This is a genomic window from Streptomyces sp. PA03-1a (assembly GCF_033792805.1).
Classification (GTDB): domain Bacteria; phylum Actinomycetota; class Actinomycetes; order Streptomycetales; family Streptomycetaceae; genus Actinacidiphila.
In genome coordinates this window covers 17433-35386 of record NZ_JARAVO010000086.1, presented here as the reverse complement: position 1 = coordinate 35386, position 17954 = coordinate 17433, and the positions used below count along the sequence as shown (strand labels likewise).

Below are 17954 nucleotides of genomic sequence, written 5' to 3'. Positions count from 1 at the left end.
GACCCGGGGCGCGGGGTGGGCGGGTCGAGCGGCGGGTCGGCCGCGCTGGTCGCCGCGGGGGCGGTGCCGGTGGCGCACGCCAACGACGCGGGCGGTTCGATCCGCATCCCGGCGTCCTGCTGCGGGCTGGTCGGGCTCAAGCCGAGCCGGGGGCGCACCCCGTGCGGGCCGCTCGCGGGTGAGGCGGCGTTCGGGCTCCAGGTGGAGTTCGCCGTGACCAGGACGGTACGGGACGCCGCGGCGCTGCTCGACGCCGTGGGCGGGCCCTCGTACGGCGACAAGTACCCCCTCCCCGCGCCCCCGTCGCCGTACGCGCGGGCGGTGCGCTCCGACCCGGGGCGGCTGCGGATCGCCCTGACCACCGCCGCCTGGACGGGCACGCCCGTGGATCCGCAGGTCGCCGCCGTCACCGTCGACGCGGGCAAGGTGCTGGAGTGGATCGGGCACCGCGTCGCCGAGGACACACCGCGCCTGGACGCGGACGACCTCGTGGAGGCCACCGCGCTGGGCGCGTTCGCCAGTGGCGGCGCGCTGCTGCGGGCGGCGCCGCGCCTGGACCGCTCACTGCTGGAGGCGGTGTCGCGAGCGGTGCTCGCCGAGACCGAGGCGTGCACGGCGCTCGGGCTGATGGCGGCGGTCGACGCGCAGCACCGCGTGACCCGCGCGGCGGGCCGCTTCTTCACCGCGTACGACCTGCTCGTCACGCCGACGCTCGGCGCGCTCCCCGCGCCGCACGGCACCCTCGGCCACGACGACTCCCGGCACACGGTGCGCTCCTGGCTGCGGGAGCTGTTCGCGTACGGGCCGTTCACGGCGGCCTTCAACGTCTCGGGGCATCCGGCGGTGAGCCTGCCGCTCGGCCAGAGCCGCGAGGGGCTGCCGGTCGGGGTGCAGCTCGTCGCCGCCCAGGGCCGGGAGGACCTGTTGCTGGGCGTGGCCGCGCAGTTGGAGCAGGCCGTCCCCTGGCGGGACCGCAGGCCGCCGTTCCTGGTCGGCTGACCCCTTCCCGCGCGAGCGGGGCAGCCCGCGCTCAGCTGCTGCTCGGGCTGGTGCCGGTGCCGTTGGTGGGCGGGAAGGCGTAGACGTGGCCCGGGGTGACGATCTTGGTCATCGCCTCGGCGAAGAGGCTGCTGGGCTCGTTGCCGCCCACGGCGGTGTCGGTGTTGAGCAGCACGACCATGGTCGCCTTGGCGTCGGGCAGGTACACGGCGGTGCTCTGGTAGCCGGGCAGCGATCCGTTGTGCCCGATCCAGCCGTGGTTGTCGAAGAGGCCGAGGCCGTAGCCGATGCCCGGGTACGAGGTGGGGAGGAAGGTCGTGCGCTGCGCCTGGGTGGCCTTGCTGAGCAGGGTGCCGTCGGCGACGATGCGGGCCCAGGCCCGCAGGTCCTGCTGGTCGGAGATCATCGCGCCGGCGGCCCAGGCCCAGGAGGGGTCCCAGTTGGTGGCGTCGCCTTCCTTCCCGTCCTTGGTCTGCCGGGTGTAGCCGCGGGCGTGCGGGTTCGGGAAGGCGCGCCCCGCGGGGAAGACGGTGTGCTTCAGCTTGGCCGGATCGAGCACGTCACGCCGCAGGTAGTCGCCGAACGGCATGCCGCTCGCCTTCTCGATCACCAGGCCCAGCAGGACGGTGTTGGTGTTGGAGTACTGGAAGCGGGAGCCCGGGGTGGCCTGCGAGGGGTGCTGGAAGGCGTAGGCGAGCAGCTCGGCGGGGACGAACCCCCGGTTGGGGTCGGCCTTGAGGGCCTTCTGGAAGTTCGGGTCGTCGGTGTAGTTGTAGAGCCCGCTGCGCATCTCGGCGAGCTGCCGCAAGGTGATGGCGTCGCCGCCGGGCACGCCGTCCACGTACCGCGAGACGGGGTCGTCGAGTCCGGCCTTCTTCCGGTCGACGAGGGTCAGCAGCGCCGTCACGGTGAAGGTCTTGGTCTCGCTGCCGATCCGCATGTTGAGGTCGGGCGACATGCGCGCCTTCGACTTCGTGTCCGCCACGCCGAGGGCGCGTACGTAGGAACCCTTGCCTGGGGCCCACAGCCCCACGATCGCGCCGGGCACACCGGTCCTCTTCAGGGTGTCCGCCATCGCGCCGTCGAGCTTCTTGACGACGTCGCCGGAGAGCGCCGGGAAGTTCCCGCCGGCGCCCGGTGACCCGCTGGGGGAGGCCTGCGCGGGGGACGCGGACGCCGGGGAGGCGGAGGCCGGGCCCGCCGTGCGGTCCTCCTCCTCGGCCCGCGCGAGCGGCGAGGCCGGAGCCGACCTCGCCGTCCGGGTGGCCTCGGGGGAGCGGGTGGTGTCCGCGGGCCCGCCGCACGCCAGGGCCGTGGGGAGCGCGGCGGCGGCCAGGACCGCGGCGACCGCCTTGCGCACGGTGCCGCGGAGCCTGGGCGGACGGGCGCACGGGTGCGTCATGTCAGTGCCTTTCGGCCGTGGGGACGGGGCGGGGCGGGGGCACGCCATCGCGAACGTAAGCCGCCGGCCGCGGTGCGGCGACCGGGCGGCGGGCGGCGCGCGGCCGAGCGGGTGACGTCCGTTGCGGGGGCGGGTCTTGACGGTGCGTCGGGTCATTGGTTGAGTGGCTCATCCACTGACCCATGGAGGTGTGATGGAAGCGCTGCCGCGCACGTCGATCGTGGACGTCCTGGAGGACCGGATCCGCGAGGAGATCCTCACCGGCCGCCGTCCCGCGGGGACCCTGCTGCCGCCCGAGCGCACGCTGGCCGAGGGGTACGGCGTCACCCGCACCACCCTCAAGCACGCCTTCGGGCGGCTGGTCCAGGCCGGACTGCTGGAGACGCGGCACGGCGTCGGTACCAGGGTCCGGGACTACGAACGCCTCGGCGGCGCCGACCTGCTGCCCATGCTCGTCCGGCACGACGCGCGCTGGCTCTCCGAGATCTTCGAGGTGCGGCGCGGGGTGGGCGCCCTGATCGCCGGCGCGGCGGCGACCCGGGCGAGCGGCGCCGCACGGACCCGGCTGCGGGACCGGGTGGAGGCCGTGCGCACGGCCGGGGACCCGGACGCGGTGCAACTGGCGGACGCCGAGGTGCACCGGGCGCTGGCCCGCGCCACCGGCAACCGCGTCTACGTGCTCCTCACCAACACCCTGTTCAACGCCTACCTGCCGATGCGCCGTCACCTCGCCGGCCCCTTCCAGGACGCGGAGGAGGCGTACGGACGGCTGGCGCCGGTGGTCGCCGCGGTGGAGGAGGGGGACGGTGCAGCCGCCCGCGCGGCGGCGGAGGCGTATCTGACGGCGACCGAGGAGATCATGCGCGAGGGGCTGAAGTCCCGGTGAGCGCGGGACGGGGGACGGTCTTCGCCGAGACCATGACGGGGACCGTACGGCTGCGCGGCGAGGACCGGGAGCGGCCGGTACGGCTGGAGCTGACGGCGCGCAGCGACGACCTCTTGCTGCCGCACCGTACGACCGTGGCCCGCGCCACCGGTCGGCTGCGCATCGCGGGCCGCGCCGACGCCGCCGCCACCGGCACGCTGGAGGTCTCGCCGCTGGCCCGGCGGCGCATCCACTACCGGCTGGAGTTCGCACTCGACGGCGAGCGCTGCCTCCTGGAGGGCTGGAAGTCCGTCACCCCGCGGCGGCCGCTGGCCTCGATGACCACGCTGCCCTTCACCCTCACCGCCGGGGACGTCCCGGAACCGGCCGGCACGGGCACGCTGCGCTTCCGCACGGCGTCCTCGCTCGTGCCGTTCCTGGCGAGCTTCCGCTTCCCCCGCCGGGACGACCCCCGGGCGCAGTGGGCACCGCGCTGGGACGGCGCCGCGGGCCGCACCGAGGTCTGGTACACCACGGCCACCGACCCCGCGACGGGCACCGGCCTGTGGCTCCACCACGAACTCGTCGCCCCCGCCGACGGATCCCCCGCCTTCGCCCACGGCTGGGCCGCCGTCTTCCCCCCGGACGGCAAGGGCCCGGTGGAGCACGCCCGCTTCGGCCCGTCGCCCTGGCGTCCCGCGACGGGCGCCGAGGGGTTCACGGCCGACGGCGTCGAGGCCGTCCCCGGCCGGCTACGCGGCACGGCGGGCGACCTCGCCTGGGACCTCACCGAGGACGCCGGCGCCGAGCAGCCGCTGTACACCTTCCCGCGCTGGTCGTGGCGGCATCCGCTGCTGCCCGCCGCGCAGATCGTGCCGTCGCCCCGCGCCCGGTACACGGGCACCGTCCGCCACGGCGGGGGCGAACTCGGCCTGCGGGCCGCGCCCGGGGCCTCGGCCCGCATCTACGGCCATGGCAACGCCCGGCGCTGGGCCTGGCTGCACGCCGACCTCGGCGACGGGGACGTGCTGGAGGTCGTCGCCGCCGTCTCCACCCGCCCGGGCCTGGACCGGCTGCCTCCGCTGGTGTTCCTGCGGCTGCGCAGGGACGGCCGCGACTGGCCGCGCGGCGGCCTGCGCCCGGCCCTGGGGCGCGCCGGCCTCGGCCGCTTCACCGCCGAGATCGGCCTGCCGCGCTGGACGGTGACCGGCCGCGCGGGCGGGCGCCGGATCACCGTACGGGTCGACCAGCCGGCCGAGCGCACCCTCGCCCTCGACTACGCCGACCCCGACGGCTCTCCCGCCGTGTGCCGCAACAGCGAGACCGCCGACGCCCACGTCGTGCTGGAGCGCAGGGGCCGCGGCGGCTGGCGCACCGAGGCGGAGTGGACGCTCGCCGGCACCGCCCACGCAGAAGTGGGCGACCGGTGAGCGCCGCCGTCCGCGGCCTGGTGGCGGCGCTGCTCGCCGACGCGGGCGACGGCGACTGGACCACGGGCGTGCCCCGCCGGCTGGACGGCCTGCTGGCGGCGATGCCCGCGCGGACCCGGCACGGCTTCCGCGCCGCGGCGGCCGCGGTGGACCTCTACGCGGCGGCACGCACCGGGCGGCGGCTGGACCGGCTGGGCCCGGGGGAACGGGAACGGGTGCTGGCGGGCCTCGCCGCGCGGCCCGCGCTGCTGCCCCTGCTCGACGTGGTGAAGGTGCCGGTGCTGCTGGCGGCCGGCACCGAACGGCTGCTGGCGCAGCCGCCCGGCGCCACGGCGCCCGTGGCGCCGGAGGACCCTGCGCTGGACTGCGTGCCCGCCGGCGAGTGGCCGGACCGCTCCCGCGCGGACGCCGTCGTCGTCGGCTCGGGCGCCGGCGGGGCGATGGCGGCGCGCACCCTGGCACGGGCGGGACTGCGGGTGGTCGTCCTGGAGGAGGGCCGGCGGCACACCACCTCGGAGTTCGGACGGCGGGCCCCGCTCGACCGGTTCGCCGAGCTGTACCGGGACGGCGGCGCGACCCTCGCCCTCGGCAACCCCCCCATGGTCGTGCCGACCGGGCGCGCCGTCGGCGGCACGACGGTCGTCAACTCCGGCACCTGCTACCGCACTCCGGACCGTGTGCTGGCCCGGTGGCGCGAGGAGCACGGGCTCGGGGACCTCGCGGACCCGGTGGCCTTCGGCGCGTACCTGGACGAGGTGGAGCGCACCCTGCGCGTGGCCCGCCAGCCGCAGGACGTGCTGGGCCGCAACGGCGCCCTCGCCCTGCTCGGCGCGGGCGGCCTCGGCTGGCGCGCGGCGCCCCTGCGGCGCAACGCCCCCGGCTGCCGGGGCTCGTGCCAGTGCGTGGTGGGCTGCCCGTCCGGGGCGAAGCAGAGCGTCCAGCTGTCGGTGCTGCCGCAGGCGTGCGCGGCCGGGGCCCGGATCGTGACCGGCGCCAACGTGCGGCGGGTGCTCACCGAGCCCGACCGGCCGGGCGGCCCGCGCGCCTGCGGTGTGGCGGTACGGCGGGCGGACGGCAGCGAACTGGAGATCCTCAGCCCGCTGGTCGTGGTGGCCGCGGGCGCCCTGCGCACTCCCCCGCTGCTGCGCCGCTCCGGCCTCGGCGGCCACCCCCGGACCGGCCGCAACCTGGCCGTGCACCCCGCCACCAGCGTCGCCGGGCGGTTCGCCGAGCCGGTCGCGGACGGCGGCCCGGCGGTGCTGCAGAGCGTCGGCGTGGAGGAGCTGCACGAGGACGGCATCCTCGTCGAGGCGACCGCCCCGCCGCCCGGCATGGGCTCGTTCGTGCTGCCGGGCGTAGGCCGGGAACTGCGCGCGGAGCTGGAGGACTCCGGACGGCTGGCCACGTTCGGCGCGATGATCGCGGACCGGCCCGGCGGACGCGTCCTCGGCCGCGAGGGCGGCCTGCTCCGCTACGACCTCGACCCCCGCGACGGCCGCCGACTGCTGCGCGCCGTCCGCGCGATGGGCGACCTGCTCTTCGCCGCCGGGGCCGAGGAGGTCCTCACCGGCGTCCCCGCCGCGCCGCGGGCCCGTACGCCACGGGAGCTCGCGTCGGCCCTGGAGGGGGTGACGGCACGGCAGCTGCACCTGTCGGCCTTCCACCCCACGGGCACCGTCGCCCTCGGCGCGGACCCGGAGGTGGCGCCGGCCGACCCCGCGGGCCGGCTGCGAGGTGTGCACGGGGTGCTGATCGCCGACGCCTCGGCGCTGCCCAGCTGCCCCGAGGTGAACCCGCAGCTCAGCATCATGGCGCTGGCCCTGGCCGTCAGCGAGGGCGCGGTGCGGGCGGCCGGCTGAGCGGTCAGCGGGGGCGCAGCACCGCGCAGGTCGTCGTGCCGTGCGCGTAGAGCTTCCCGTCGGCCGCGCCGGTCACCCGGGCCTCGGCGGTGGCCGTCGTCCGGCCGACGTGGAGCGCCACGCCCTCGCAGCGCAGCGTGGACGTCCCGGGGAGCACCGGCCGGATCATGTGCACCCCCAACTGCACGGTGGTGTACGCCGATCCGGCCGGGAGGCGGCTCATCACGGCCGATCCGAGCGCCGAGTCCAGCAGGGTGGCGAGGAAGCCGCCGTGCACCGTGCCCATCGGGTTGAGCAGGTGGTCGCCGGGGTCGCCCTCGAAGACCGCGCGCCCGTCGCCGACCTCGACGAAGCGGAAGCCCAGGGTGCTCATGATCGAGGACTCGGGGAAGCGGCCGTCGATCGCGCCCTGCAGGACCTCACGCCCGGTCAGCGCCAGGAGTTCTGGGGTGGGATCGGGGCGCGGCTCCCAGGTGTGGGTGCGCGAACGGGTGGCGGTGGCGGCCTCGTACGTCGTCATGGCACCGACGCTAGGCGTCGGCCCGGCTCGTCGGCAGTGGCGTATCCGGCAGCTTGGATACCGTTCCCGACACGGCCCCCGGCACCCCTGCCGCGCCGTGGCGCAGGTCGAAGGCGGGCGACTCGGACCTGATGCGCGGGAGCGTGAGGAAGTTGTGCCGCGGCGGCGGGCAGCTCGTCGCCCACTCCAGCGAACGGCCCCAGCCCCACGGGTCGTCCGTCCCGACCGGCTCGCCGTACTTGGCGGTCTTCCACACGTTGTAGAGGAACGGCAGGATCGACAGGCCCAGCAGGAAGGAGCTGATCGTCGAGATGGTGTTCAGCGTGGTGAAGCCGTCGGCGGCCAGGTAGTCCGGGATGCGCCGCAGCATGCCCTGCGTGCCCAGCCAGTGCTGGACGAGGAAGGTGCCGTGGAAACCGGCGAAGAGCGTCCAGAAGGTGATCTTCCCCAGGCGTTCGTCGAGCATCTTGCCGGTGAACTTCGGCCACCAGAAGTGGAGTCCGGAGAACATGGCGAAGACGACGGTGCCGAAGACGACGTAGTGGAAGTGCGCCACCACGAAGTAGGAGTCGGAGACCTGGAAGTCCAGGGGCGCCGACGCCAGGAGCACCCCGGTGAGCCCGCCGAAGACGAAGGTGACGAGGAAGCCGGTCGCCCAGAGCATCGGCGTCTCGAAGCTGAGCGAGCCCTTCCACATCGTGCCGATCCAGTTGAAGACCTTCACCCCGGTCGGTACCGCGATGAGCAGCGTCATGAAGGAGAAGAAGGGCAGCAGCACGCCGCCCGTGACGTACATGTGGTGCGCCCAGACCGTCGCCGACAGTCCGGCGATCGAGATCGTCGCCGCGATCAGGCCGGTGTAGCCGAACATCGGCTTGCGCGAGAAGACCGGTATGACCTCGCTCACGATCCCGAAGAAGGGCAGCGCGATGATGTAGACCTCGGGGTGCCCGAAGAACCAGAACAGGTGCTGCCACAGCAGCGCTCCGCCGTTCGCCGGGTCGAATATGTGCGCCCCGAACTTGCGGTCCAGCTCCAGCGCGAGCAGCGCCGCGGCCAGCACCGGGAAGGCCATCAGCACCAGCACACCGGTGAGCAGCACGTTCCAGGTGAAGATCGGCATCCGGAACATCGTCATGCCCGGGGCACGCATGCAGATGATCGTAGTGATCAGGTTGACCGCGCCGAGGATGGTCCCGAAGCCGGACAGCGCCAGCCCCATGATCCACAGGTCGCCGCCCACGCCCGGCGAGTGCGCCGCGCCCGACAGCGGTGAGTAGGCGAACCAGCCGAAGTCGGCCGCGCCCTGCGGGGTGAGGAAACCGCCCACCGCGATCAGCGAGCCGAAGAGGTAGAGCCAGTACGCGAGCATGTTGAGCCGGGGGAACGCGACGTCGGGGGCACCGATCTGCAGCGGCATGATCCAGTTCGCGAAACCGGCGAACAGCGGGGTCGAACATCAGCAGCATCACCGTGCCGTGCATCGTGAAGAGCTGGTTGAACTGCTCGTTCGACATGACCTGCAGCCCGGGGCGGGCGAGCTCGGCGCGCATCAGCAGGGCCATCACCCCGCCACCGCAGAAGAAGGCGAACGCCGTACCGAGGTAGAGCGTGCCGATGGCCTTGTGGTCGGTCGTGGTCAGCCATGCCACGGCGGACGCCGTGCGTCGCGGGAACGTGAGCCTCATGCCCGGTAGGTGTCCGGGCCCGCCCGCGGCGTCACGCGGGGAACGTCACAGCGGCGGGGTGTGATGATCGGTCCCGTGGCGGACACCAAGCGGTCATGAGCACGGACGAGACGCGGTCACAGGCGTTCGCCGCTGCCTACCGCGAGCACTACTGGGCGGTCAGCCGCTACGTCGCCCGGCGGACGGCCGGGCGGGCGGCGTACGACGAGGTGGAGGAAGTGGTGGCGGAGGTCTTCGCCGTCGCCTGGCGGCGGCGCGCCGAGCTCCCCTCGTACGTGCTGCCCTGGCTGTACGGCGTCGCCCGCAACTGCCTGGCCAACAGCGTGCGCGGGCAGGGGCGGCGGCGCAGGCTGCTGGACCGGATCGGGAACCACGAGACGGCGCACGGCACGCACCTCGTGCCGAGCCCCGGCACCGAAGCACCCGGCGCCTGGGTGCACGAGGCACTGGGGCGGCTCGCGGCGGCCGACCAGGAGGTGCTGCGGCTGACCGCCTGGGAGGAGCTGGACGTCGGGGAACTGGCGGTCGCCCTGGGCTGCGGGCGCTCCGCGGCCGCCATGCGCCTGCACCGGGCGCGCCGCAGGCTGCGCGAGCAGATCGACCGCATGGGGATGACCGTGACCCAGGAGGGGCCATGACCGAGCTGGAGCCGGAGCTGGAGCTGCTGCGCCGGGCCGATCCCGTGCCTGCCGGCGATCACCGCTGGCGCGACCGCCCCCTGGACGCGCGGGCCGAACTCGGGCTGCGGCGGCTGCTGGCCTCCGGACCGGCACCTGGAGCAGCAGCCGGAGCGGCACCCGTCCCCGCGCCCCGACGGACCGCCCGCCGGGTGGGCGGCCTCGTCACGGGCCTGGCCGCGGTGGCGGCGACCGTGGTGGCCGTCCTGGTCGTCGTGCTCTCCGGGGCCGGCACCACCCCGGCGGTCGCCGCCCCCGTGGCGCTGCGTCCGCTGGCCGGGTCGCGGGAGGTCCCGCTGACCGAGGTGGCCGGCGCGGCCAGGGAGGCGGCGGCGCGGGGCGGCGGCCCGGGCACCCGCCGCGGGAGCCACGTGATGATGTGGAGCATGGGCATGGAGGCGGGCCCGGGCGGCCGCCCGCCCGTCACCCTGCCCGAGGAGCACCTCACCCGCTGGAAAGCCGACGGCAGCGGCACCGAACTGGTCGTCGCCACCGACCCGCGGCATCCCGGGGAGCCGGTGATCAGCGACTCCGGCGGCTCCCCGCACACCGTCGCGGACGGCGAGGTGCTGCACCGCGCCGCGTACCCGCCGGGCACCCTCCCCCCGTACGGCCGCTCGGGGACCGAGCCCCCGGACTCCGCGGAGGAGCTGCGGGCGTACCTGTCCCAGGTGTACGGCTGCGCCTGCGCCGGCACCCCGGAACTGGTGGACGCGCTGGCCTCGCTGCTGCGGGACTGGACGCCGGGGCCCGCCGGCACCGCCGCGGTCGACGAGCTCCTCGCCGCCGCCCCCGGCCTGCGGCCTGCCGGTACGGTCACCGACCGGCTGGGCAGGCGGGGCCAGGCCTACGTCCACGACGCGGCCGGGCTGCGCCGCATGGTCGTCCTCGACCCGGCCGACGGGCGCGTCCTGGGGATCGAGGAGACGTACACGCAGGACCAGCCCGAGTACCGGGTGAAGGCCGGCGACGTCATGTCGTACCAGGCCTGGATGGACTGACGCCCGGGGCGCGCAGCGCCGGGACGGGGGGCGGGGCCCGGCGCCCCGCCCCCGCGCGGCGGTCAGCGCGCGGCGGTCAGCGCGCGGCCAGGACCGCCAGGCGCGCCGCGGAGGTGCCCAGTCCGGTCGGCCCGGTGGGCAGCCGGCCTCCCCCCACCGGGCGGCGCAGCTCCTCCTCGTCGTAGCGGCGGCAGCCGCGGTGCCAGGTCAGGATGCCCGCGAGCCAGTTCCGCAGCTCGCGCACATAACCGTCCAGCACCGCCCGCGCGTCCGTGCCGAGCCCGAAGTCCTCGTACAGGACCGGGAGTTCGTTGGCGGCGACGTGCTGGAACTGCCGCATGCGCCCGGTCATCAGGTCGTGGACGACGGCGAGCGAGGCCTGCTCGTCGCAGTCGAAGAAGTTCTGCACGACCAGCAGGGCGTTGTGGATCTCGCCCTCGTACTCGATCTCCTTCTGGTACGAGAAGACGTCGTTCATCAGGCAGGCGTAGTCGGCGGCGGAGTTCTCCAGCGACCGCATCGGCCCGCTGCGGTACACCTCCTCCGGCACCCGCTCGCCGTGGCCCAGCCGGCACAGGCTCATCGTCAGGTCGGAGCCGAAGGTGTGGCGGCGCATCTCCAGGTAGTCGACCGGGTCGGGGATGCGGTTCTGCGCCTGGTTGGCCAGTTCCCACAGCCAGCTGGCGGTCATGTTCTCGACGGCCGTGCGGAAGCGGCGCCGCGCCTGCGGCTCCATCGGCCCGGCCGTCCGCGCCCACAGGTCGGCCAGGCTCCGCTCCAGGGCGCTGACCGGGGCCGGGGCGGCGGAGCCGTCGACCGGCATGAAGGCCGACAGCCGCTCGTTGGCCGCGCGGGCGCCGGCCAGGTCGCGGGTGCGGCCGTACACGGCGGGGAACCAGTCGTCGGCGTAGGTGCCCCAGGTGAGCCAGCCGGAGGTGAGGTCCAGCCCCTCGGGGGTCGCGTCGGGGTGGATGCCGGCGGCGCAGAGCGGGAAGTCGAAGGCGGTCAGCTTGTGCTCGTCCCACACGTGGGAGTGCGGGACCCCGGGCTGCGGCAGCAGCAGGCCCATCCGGTGCGCCCAGTCGACGACGTGGCGCCGGGCGGCGTCCAGGTGCGGGCTGAGCGTGGCCGGGAAGGGCATGAGGAAGTCGGGCAGCGGCGTCGGCCCGGTGCGCCGCGGCACATGGGTGAAGCCCCGGGCGCGGGCGACCTCGGCGCGGCCGGTGGTCCGCACGGTGCCCGCCGACAGCCCGAGCCCGCCGGGCAGCGCGAACGGCGACCATCCGGCGTCCGCGGCCCCCGCCCCGCCGCCGTTCATGTAGCGGCTTGAGCGCATGTGCCACTCGTGGCCGCCGGACTGCCAGTCCTGCAGGCCCTTCGCGTACGCCAGCACACGCGCGCACTGCTCCGGGTCGAGCGCGTGCTCGGCGAACAGCGGCGGCAACTCGGTGAGCGCGGTGTTCTCGAACTGCTGCAACCGGGAGGTCAGCAGGTCGTTGACCGACTCCGCGGCCTCCTGCGTCGTGCAGCCGAGGAAGGTCTCCAGGACCAGCACGCCGTTGCTGAGCTCGCCCTCCTCCTCGGTCTCGCGCTGGTACGAGAAGAGGTCGTTGCGCAGGTGCACCGCGTCGGAGAAGGCGTCCCGCAGCACGAGCAGCGGCCGCGCCCCGGCGACGGCGGCCGGCACCTCGGCTCCGGCGGCGTACTCCACCAGCCCCGCCGACCAGGGCGCGCCGCCGACCTTGCGGCGCATCTCGATGTACTCCACGGGGTTGGGCACCCGGCCCGCGTTGATGTTGGACAGCTCCCACAGGGACTCGTTGAGCAGGTGCTCGGTGCTCTCGGCGAAGCGCCTGCGCCAGTCCATGGACATCGCCGGCACCGTACGCGCCCACAGGTCGGCGAGGCCCGCCTCCACCGGGTTCCGCGGCTCGGGCATGCCCTGCGCCAGGTCCATCGGCATGAAGGCGGGCAGCCGGTCCAGGTACGCCTTGCCGCCCTCGCGGTCCTGCGTGCGCTTGAACGCCTCCAGGAAGTGGTCGTCGAAGAAGAAGACCCATACGTACCAGTCCGTCACCAGGGACAGGGCCGGTCCGGAGCAGTCCGGGTGCGTGTACGCGCACAGCAGCGCGTAGTCGTGCGAGTCGAGGTCGCCGGTGTCCCAGATGCCCGAGCCTTCGAGCATCCCCATCTCCCGCGCCCAGCCGCGGGAATGCTCCCGGGCCCGCTCCACGTGGGGATTGAGTCGCGCCGGGTGCGGCAGGTAGAAGTCGGGCAGTTCAAATGGCTGCGTCACTCGTTCAGCGCTACCCGGGGCCGGGGGCGCTATCCGGCATGACGGACAACCCATACGAACGGGTGAAAACACTCCGGGAACACCCCCCGGGAACGGCCGGGGGCCGGCCCGTGCGCCGGGCCGGCCCTCGTCGTCCGCGGAGGTCAGGCCCGCTTCGGGTGCTCCCCCCAGCTCCTGCACAACGCCCAGATGACGAAGACGTCGATGGCGATGACGATGATCGCCCACACCGGGGTGTACGGCATCCACGCGAAGTTCACGACGATGTTGAACGCGGCCAGGGCGACACCGGCGACCCGGGCCCAGTCGGGGGCGTTCTGGAGCAGGGCGGCGCCGACCACGATGACGAGCACCCCGAGCACGAGGTGGATCCAGCCCCAGGCCGTCAGGTTGAACTTGAAGACGTAGTCGCCGAGCCGGACCCAGATGTCGTCCTGCGCGATGGCCGAGATGCCCTCGAAGATCATCACGACACCGGAGACGATGAGCAGCACACCGGCGAAGGTGGTACCGCCCGACGCCAGGCCCGAATGCGGGCGCCCGGTGACCGGCTGTGTCTGCTGGCTCATGAGATGGCTCCCGTCCCTCGCCGCCCGGGCTCGCTGCCCGGACACTCCACACGGTCCGCCCGGCCGGTGGGTACGGCCATCCGCGCTGCGCCGTCCGGGTGACCCACGGGCGGCAAACCCCGGCAGGCGAGATCATCGGTGCATGACGACCACACTCCACCTCGCCCAGCAGCCCGAGGCCGACGCCCTGCTCTCCCGCAGTCCGCTGGCGGCCCTGGTCGGCATGCTGCTCGACCAGCAGATCCCCATGGAATGGGCCTTCTCCGGCCCCTGGACCATCGCGCAGCGCATGGGCCGCGACGACCTCGACTGCGGGGAGATCGCGGCCTACGACCCCGAGGCCTTCTCCGAGCTGCTCTCGCAGAAGCCCGCCGTCCACCGCTACCCGGGGTCGATGGCCAAGCGGGTCCAGCAGCTGTGCCAGTACCTCGTGGAGCACTACGACGGTGACGCCGGGGCGGTCTGGCGCGAGGTGTCCGACGGCCGCGAGCTGCTGACCAGGCTCAACGAGCTGCCCGGCTTCGGGAAGCAGAAGGCGCAGATCTTCCTGGCGCTGCTGGGCAAGCAGCTCGGCGTGACGCCGAAGGGCTGGCGCGAGGCGGCGGGCGCGTACGGGGAGCGGGGCTCCCACCGGTCGGTCGCCGACATCACCGGCCCGGAGTCGCTGGACAAGGTGAGGGCCTTCAAGCAGGAGCAGAAGCGGGCCGCCAAGGAGGCGAAGGCCGCGAAGGAGTCCTGACCCTAACGACGGCGGCGCTTGGACGTGCCGAAGAGGGACCGGGTGATCTCCCGCCCGATCTGGGTGCCGATGGAGCGGGCCAGCGACTGGAAGACACCGCTGCCCATCACCTGCTCCACCACACCCGTCCCCTCCTGCGGGCGTTCCTCGCGCCCTCGCCCGGCAGGACCCGGTGCGGACGGCCGCACGGGCGCCGGCGCCTGCCGCCCGGCCAGCCGCTCGTACGCCGACTCCCGGTCCACCGCCTGCGCGTAGCGCCCGTACAGCGCCGAGTTCCCGATCGCCGCGTCCATCGCCGCGGGGTCGGCGGGACCCATCAGCGACCGGGGCGCCCGCAGCCGCACCGCGGCGACCGGGGTGGGGGCGCCGTCCTCGTCGAGGACGGTGACCACGGCCTCGCCCGTGCCGAGCCCGGTGAGCAGTTCCTCCAGGTCGTACGGGGAGGTGGGGAAGGTGCGCACCGTCGCCTTGAGTGCCTTGGCGTCCTCCGGGGTGAAGGCGCGCAGCGCGTGCTGCACCCGGTTGCCGAGCTGGCCGAGCACCTCGGAGGGCACGTCCTTGGGCGTCTGCGTCACCAGGAAGATGCCGACGCCCTTGGAGCGGATCAGCCCCACGGTCTGCGTGATGGCCTCCAGGAACGCCTTGCTGGCCCCGGTGAACAGCAGGTGGGCCTCGTCGAAGAAGAAGACCAGCTTGGGCCGGTCCAGGTCGCCGACCTCCGGCAGGTCCTCGAAGAGGTCGGCCAGCAGCCACATGAGGAAGGTGGAGAACAGCTGCGGCCGGTCCTGCACGGCGGGCAGTTCCAGCACGGAGACGACGCCCCGCCCGTCGCCGTCCGTCCGCAGCAGTTCGGCGGTGTCGAACTCGGGCTCGCCGAAGAAGGCCCCCGCCCCCTGTGCCTCGAAGGCCGTCAGCGACCGCAGGATCACCCCGGCCGTCGCCGGCGAGACCCCGCCGATCCCCTTCAGCTCGGCCTTGCCCTCGTCGCAGGTGAGGAAGGTGACCACGGCCCGCAGGTCCTTCAGGTCCAGCAGTTCCAGGCCCTTGGTGTCGGCATAGTGGAAGATCAGGCCGAGCGACTGCTCCTGCGTGGTGTTGAGCCCGAGCACCTTGGACAGCAGCACGGGACCGAAGCTCGTCACCGTGGCCCGCAACGGGATGCCCCGGCCCATGCCGCCGAGGGCGTAGAACTCGGCGGGGCAGCCGGCCGGGCTCCATTCCTGACCCACCTCGGCGGCCCGCCGGGCGACGCGGTCACCGGGCACCCCCGGGGAGGAGATGCCGGAGACGTCGCCCTTGACGTCGGCGAGGAAGACCGGCACGCCCTGCGCCGAGAGTTGTTCCGCGACGAGTTGGAGCGTCTTGGTCTTGCCGGTGCCGGTGGCCCCCGCGACGAGCCCGTGCCGGTTGAGCACCGCCAGCGGGACGCGCACGGGCGCCTCCGGCAGCACCCGGTCATCCCACAGCAGGGCGCCGAGTTCGAGGGCCGGCCCCGTAAAGGCGTACCCCTCGGCGATGGCCCGGGCGGCGCCGGGCGGGCTCGGCGTGGTCATGGGCTGCTCCACTGCTCCCGCTATCACCGTATTTGCCCACCATCGCACTCCTGCGCCGTTGCTGCGCCCGTACGCCCTTGCCCGGTAGGCTTTCCGTGTGATCTTCAAGCGCATCGGAAGCGGGCGGCCGTACCCCGACCACGGCCGGAAAAGCACCCGTGAATGGGCGGACGTCGCCCCACGTCCGGTCCGCCTCGACCAGTTGGTCACCACCAAGGGCAACCTCGACCTGGAGACCCTCCTCGCCGAGGACTCGACCTTCTACGGGGACCTGTTCGCGCACGTCGTGAAATGGCAGGGCGACCTCTACCTGGAGGACGGGCTCCACCGGGCCGTGCGCGCGGCGCTGCAACAGCGCCAGGTGCTGCACGCCCGCGTGCTGGAGATGGACTGACCTCCTGACCGCTCCGCGGGCCCGTCTCCGCCGGGGGACTCCTTCGCCCTTTCGGGTTCAAGTGCCCCTCATTGGCCCCGATTGGTTGATCGTTTAGTAGGCCCGGACGCCCGATCGCACTACGCTGCGCACATGAGCATGCTGACGCCCCCTGGCATGGGCGGAAAGTACCGGGTCACCGGGAACCAGTACCCGCGGATGCGCCGCCCCCGGAGCAGGGTGCGCATCGTGGCGGTCGTCGTGACGACCGTCGCCGTTGTCGGCCTGGCCGGCTGGGGCACGCTCCAACTGGTCGACGTCTTCGGCGGCAAGTCCACGCCCGCGAAGAACGCCGCGGCCAAGGCGGAGAACGCCGCCAAGGAACGCACCTGCAAGGCGGCCGCCGCACCGGGCTCGGCCTCGACGGTGCCCACCGCCTTCCCGGAACCCGGGGAGCTCACGGTCAACGTCTACAACGCCACCGCCAAGGGCGGCCTGGCCAAGGACACCGCCGACGAGTTCGCCGCACGCGGCTTCAAGGTGGGCACCTTCGGCAACGCCGACCCCGAGTACGACCGCAAGGTGCAGGTGGCCGCGCTGCTGATCGGCGGCCACGGGCCCAAGGCCGAGGCCGCGATGAAGCTGGTCGGCGCCCAGGTCAAGGGCACGGTCACGCTGAAGCCCGCGGCCGCCGGCTCCAAGCGCCCCACCGGCACGGTGGACATCATGCTCGGCAAGGGCTTCACCAAGCTCTCCGGCGACAAGGCCGTCGAGAAGGCCCTCGCCGCCCTGGCCCGGCCGAGCGCGGCGCCGAGCGCCGGCACCTGTTAGGCCCACGGTCCCGGTTGCGTTTGCGACGGGACCGGCCGCCGGGGCGTGGGCCCCGGCGGCCGGTTCCGCGTGTCGTGGGACGACCGGTGTCAGGCCGTGCCGTAGAGGCGGTCGCCCGCGTCGCCGAGGCCCGGGACGATGTAGCCGTGCTCGTTGAGGTGGTCGTCGACCGCCGCGGTGACCACGGTGACCGGCTTGCCGGCCAGCGCGCGCTCCATCGCCTCGACGCCCTCGGGGGAGGCGAGCAGCACCACGGCCGTCACGTCGTCGGCGCCCCGCTCGATCAGCAGGTCGATCGCGGCGATCAGCGTGCCGCCGGTGGCCAGCATCGGGTCGAGGACGTACACCTGCCGCCCGGACAGGTCCTCCGGCATGCGGGTGGCGTAGGTCTTGGCCTCCAGGGTCTCCTCGTCGCGGATCATGCCGAGGAAGCCGACCTCCGCGGTCGGCAGGAGCCGCACCAGGCCCTCCAGCATCCCGAGGCCGGCCCGCAGGATCGGCACGACCAGCGGACGCGGGTGGGACAGGCGCACGCCCGTGGTGTCCGCGACGGGTGTGCTGATGTCCACCTGCTCGGTGCGCACGTCACGGGTCGCCTCGTAGGCGAGCAGGGTGACCAGCTCGTCGGCCAGCCGACGGAAGGTCGGCGAGTCGGTGCGCTCGTCGCGCAGGGTGGTGAGTTTGTGCGCCACCAGGGGGTGGTCGACGACGTGGATCCGCATGTCCACGACTCTAACGTTCGGCCTGTCCCCCGGCCCTCCCGGTCCGTGCGGCCGGTCACGCTTCGAACCACCCGGTAGGGGGAATGCGTGCCCTTACGCCCGGGCTGTCCCGGCCGGGCACGTGGATCTCTAGGGGTGGTGCCCCATGGCGGAGCGCGGCAGCGACGGCGCCGGCGCGGACGACACGGGCGACGCCCGTACGCAGCAGGATCGCGACGCCGAACGCAGACGGCGGCGCGCCATGTTCCTGCGCGAGCTGAACGAGGCCAAGGAACTGCGCGACCGCGTCCAGCCACGCCGGGCGCGCGCGGCACGCGCGCGCCAGCAGATGAGGATGCGGACGTTCCGCTGGTAGTCCCCAGGTCGGCACAATGCCCCCACCTGGCGGGCGCCGAGGGGGTACCCGCAGGCCGCCACGCGGTAAAAAAGC

16 protein-coding genes and 1 pseudogene are annotated in these 17954 nt (G+C 74.1%); 10 read left to right on the top strand and 7 right to left on the bottom strand.

The window, feature by feature from the left end:
• The coding region (locus PV341_RS20645) for an amidase (protein WP_500358653.1) at nt 1-999 on the top strand (999 nt) is incomplete at its 5' end.
• 31 nt (nt 1000-1030) lie between these two features.
• Here the strand turns inward: PV341_RS20645 and PV341_RS20640 are convergent.
• The gene (locus PV341_RS20640) at nt 1031-2401 is read right to left on the bottom strand and encodes a serine hydrolase domain-containing protein (protein ID WP_500358652.1); all 1371 of its coding nucleotides are present in this window, start codon (nt 2399-2401) and stop codon (nt 1031-1033) included.
• Nucleotides 2402-2594: 193 nt separating this feature from the next.
• Here PV341_RS20640 and PV341_RS20635 point away from each other — a divergent pair, with 193 nt between their 5' ends.
• From PV341_RS20635 to PV341_RS20625, 3 genes are read left to right on the top strand one after another with little or no spacing between them, the layout of a single operon-like run.
• Complete coding sequence (locus PV341_RS20635; protein ID WP_500331899.1) at nt 2595-3287, top strand: FadR/GntR family transcriptional regulator; 693 nt, start codon at nt 2595-2597, stop codon at nt 3285-3287.
• Nucleotides 3284-4696, top strand: a complete 1413-nt coding sequence (locus PV341_RS20630; RefSeq protein WP_500331900.1) for a tocopherol cyclase family protein — start codon at nt 3284-3286, stop codon at nt 4694-4696. The genes PV341_RS20635 and PV341_RS20630 overlap by 4 nt, the downstream gene beginning before the upstream one ends.
• Nucleotides 4693-6555 (top strand): GMC family oxidoreductase, encoded by a 1863-nt coding sequence (locus PV341_RS20625; RefSeq protein WP_500358651.1) that lies wholly within the window; start codon nt 4693-4695, stop codon nt 6553-6555. Before PV341_RS20630 ends, PV341_RS20625 begins: the two co-directional genes overlap by 4 nt.
• Before the next feature lie 4 nt (nt 6556-6559).
• Here PV341_RS20625 and PV341_RS20620 read toward each other — a convergent pair whose 3' ends face one another.
• Together PV341_RS20620 and ctaD are read right to left on the bottom strand one after the other, a co-directional pair.
• Complete coding sequence (locus tag PV341_RS20620) at nt 6560-7075, bottom strand: PaaI family thioesterase (protein WP_500358650.1); 516 nt, start codon at nt 7073-7075, stop codon at nt 6560-6562.
• Between the two features lie 10 nt (nt 7076-7085).
• Nucleotides 7086-8763 (bottom strand): annotated as a pseudogene (gene ctaD / locus PV341_RS20615) (aa3-type cytochrome oxidase subunit I).
• A gap of 95 nt (nt 8764-8858) precedes the next feature.
• On the opposite strand from ctaD, the gene PV341_RS20610 reads away from it, so the two are divergent.
• On the top strand, nt 8859-9401 hold the full coding sequence (locus PV341_RS20610) for a sigma-70 family RNA polymerase sigma factor (RefSeq protein ID WP_500358649.1): 543 nt from the start codon (nt 8859-8861) through the stop codon (nt 9399-9401).
• Complete coding sequence (locus tag PV341_RS20605; protein ID WP_500358648.1) at nt 9398-10441, top strand: CU044_5270 family protein; 1044 nt, start codon at nt 9398-9400, stop codon at nt 10439-10441. Before PV341_RS20610 ends, PV341_RS20605 begins: the two co-directional genes overlap by 4 nt.
• Before the next feature lie 76 nt (nt 10442-10517).
• Here the strand turns inward: PV341_RS20605 and PV341_RS20600 are convergent, their stop codons facing one another.
• Nucleotides 10518-12737: a family 2 encapsulin nanocompartment cargo protein terpene cyclase gene (locus tag PV341_RS20600; protein WP_500331912.1), complete on the bottom strand. Its 2220-nt coding sequence runs from the start codon at nt 12735-12737 to the stop codon at nt 10518-10520.
• A gap of 143 nt (nt 12738-12880) precedes the next feature.
• Nucleotides 12881-13306: a DUF7144 family membrane protein gene (locus PV341_RS20595; RefSeq protein WP_499513006.1), complete on the bottom strand. Its 426-nt coding sequence runs from the start codon at nt 13304-13306 to the stop codon at nt 12881-12883.
• 142 nt (nt 13307-13448) lie between these two features.
• Between PV341_RS20595 and PV341_RS20590 the strand changes: the two genes are divergently transcribed.
• Nucleotides 13449-14045: an HhH-GPD-type base excision DNA repair protein gene (locus PV341_RS20590; RefSeq protein WP_500331914.1), complete on the top strand. Its 597-nt coding sequence runs from the start codon at nt 13449-13451 to the stop codon at nt 14043-14045.
• Nucleotides 14046-14047: 2 nt separating this feature from the next.
• On the opposite strand, the gene PV341_RS20585 is transcribed toward PV341_RS20590, so the two are convergent.
• On the bottom strand, nt 14048-15598 hold the full coding sequence (locus tag PV341_RS20585; protein WP_500358647.1) for a helicase HerA-like domain-containing protein: 1551 nt from the start codon (nt 15596-15598) through the stop codon (nt 14048-14050).
• A gap of 97 nt (nt 15599-15695) precedes the next feature.
• Here PV341_RS20585 and PV341_RS20580 point away from each other — a divergent pair, with 97 nt between their 5' ends.
• Both PV341_RS20580 and PV341_RS20575 read left to right on the top strand, forming a co-directional pair.
• Nucleotides 15696-15992 (top strand): type II toxin-antitoxin system VapB family antitoxin, encoded by a 297-nt coding sequence (locus PV341_RS20580; RefSeq protein ID WP_499513003.1) that lies wholly within the window; start codon nt 15696-15698, stop codon nt 15990-15992.
• A gap of 132 nt (nt 15993-16124) precedes the next feature.
• Nucleotides 16125-16802, top strand: a complete 678-nt coding sequence (locus PV341_RS20575) for a LytR C-terminal domain-containing protein (protein ID WP_500331918.1) — start codon at nt 16125-16127, stop codon at nt 16800-16802.
• A gap of 89 nt (nt 16803-16891) precedes the next feature.
• On the opposite strand, the gene upp is transcribed toward PV341_RS20575, so the two are convergent.
• On the bottom strand, nt 16892-17524 hold the full coding sequence (gene upp, locus PV341_RS20570; RefSeq protein WP_500331920.1) for a uracil phosphoribosyltransferase: 633 nt from the start codon (nt 17522-17524) through the stop codon (nt 16892-16894).
• Nucleotides 17525-17669: 145 nt separating this feature from the next.
• Between upp and PV341_RS20565 the strand changes: the two genes are divergently transcribed.
• A complete protein-coding gene (locus PV341_RS20565; RefSeq protein WP_499513000.1) occupies nt 17670-17879 on the top strand; it encodes a hypothetical protein in 210 nt (69 codons plus the stop codon).
• The last annotated feature ends 75 nt before the right edge of the window (nt 17880-17954 follow it).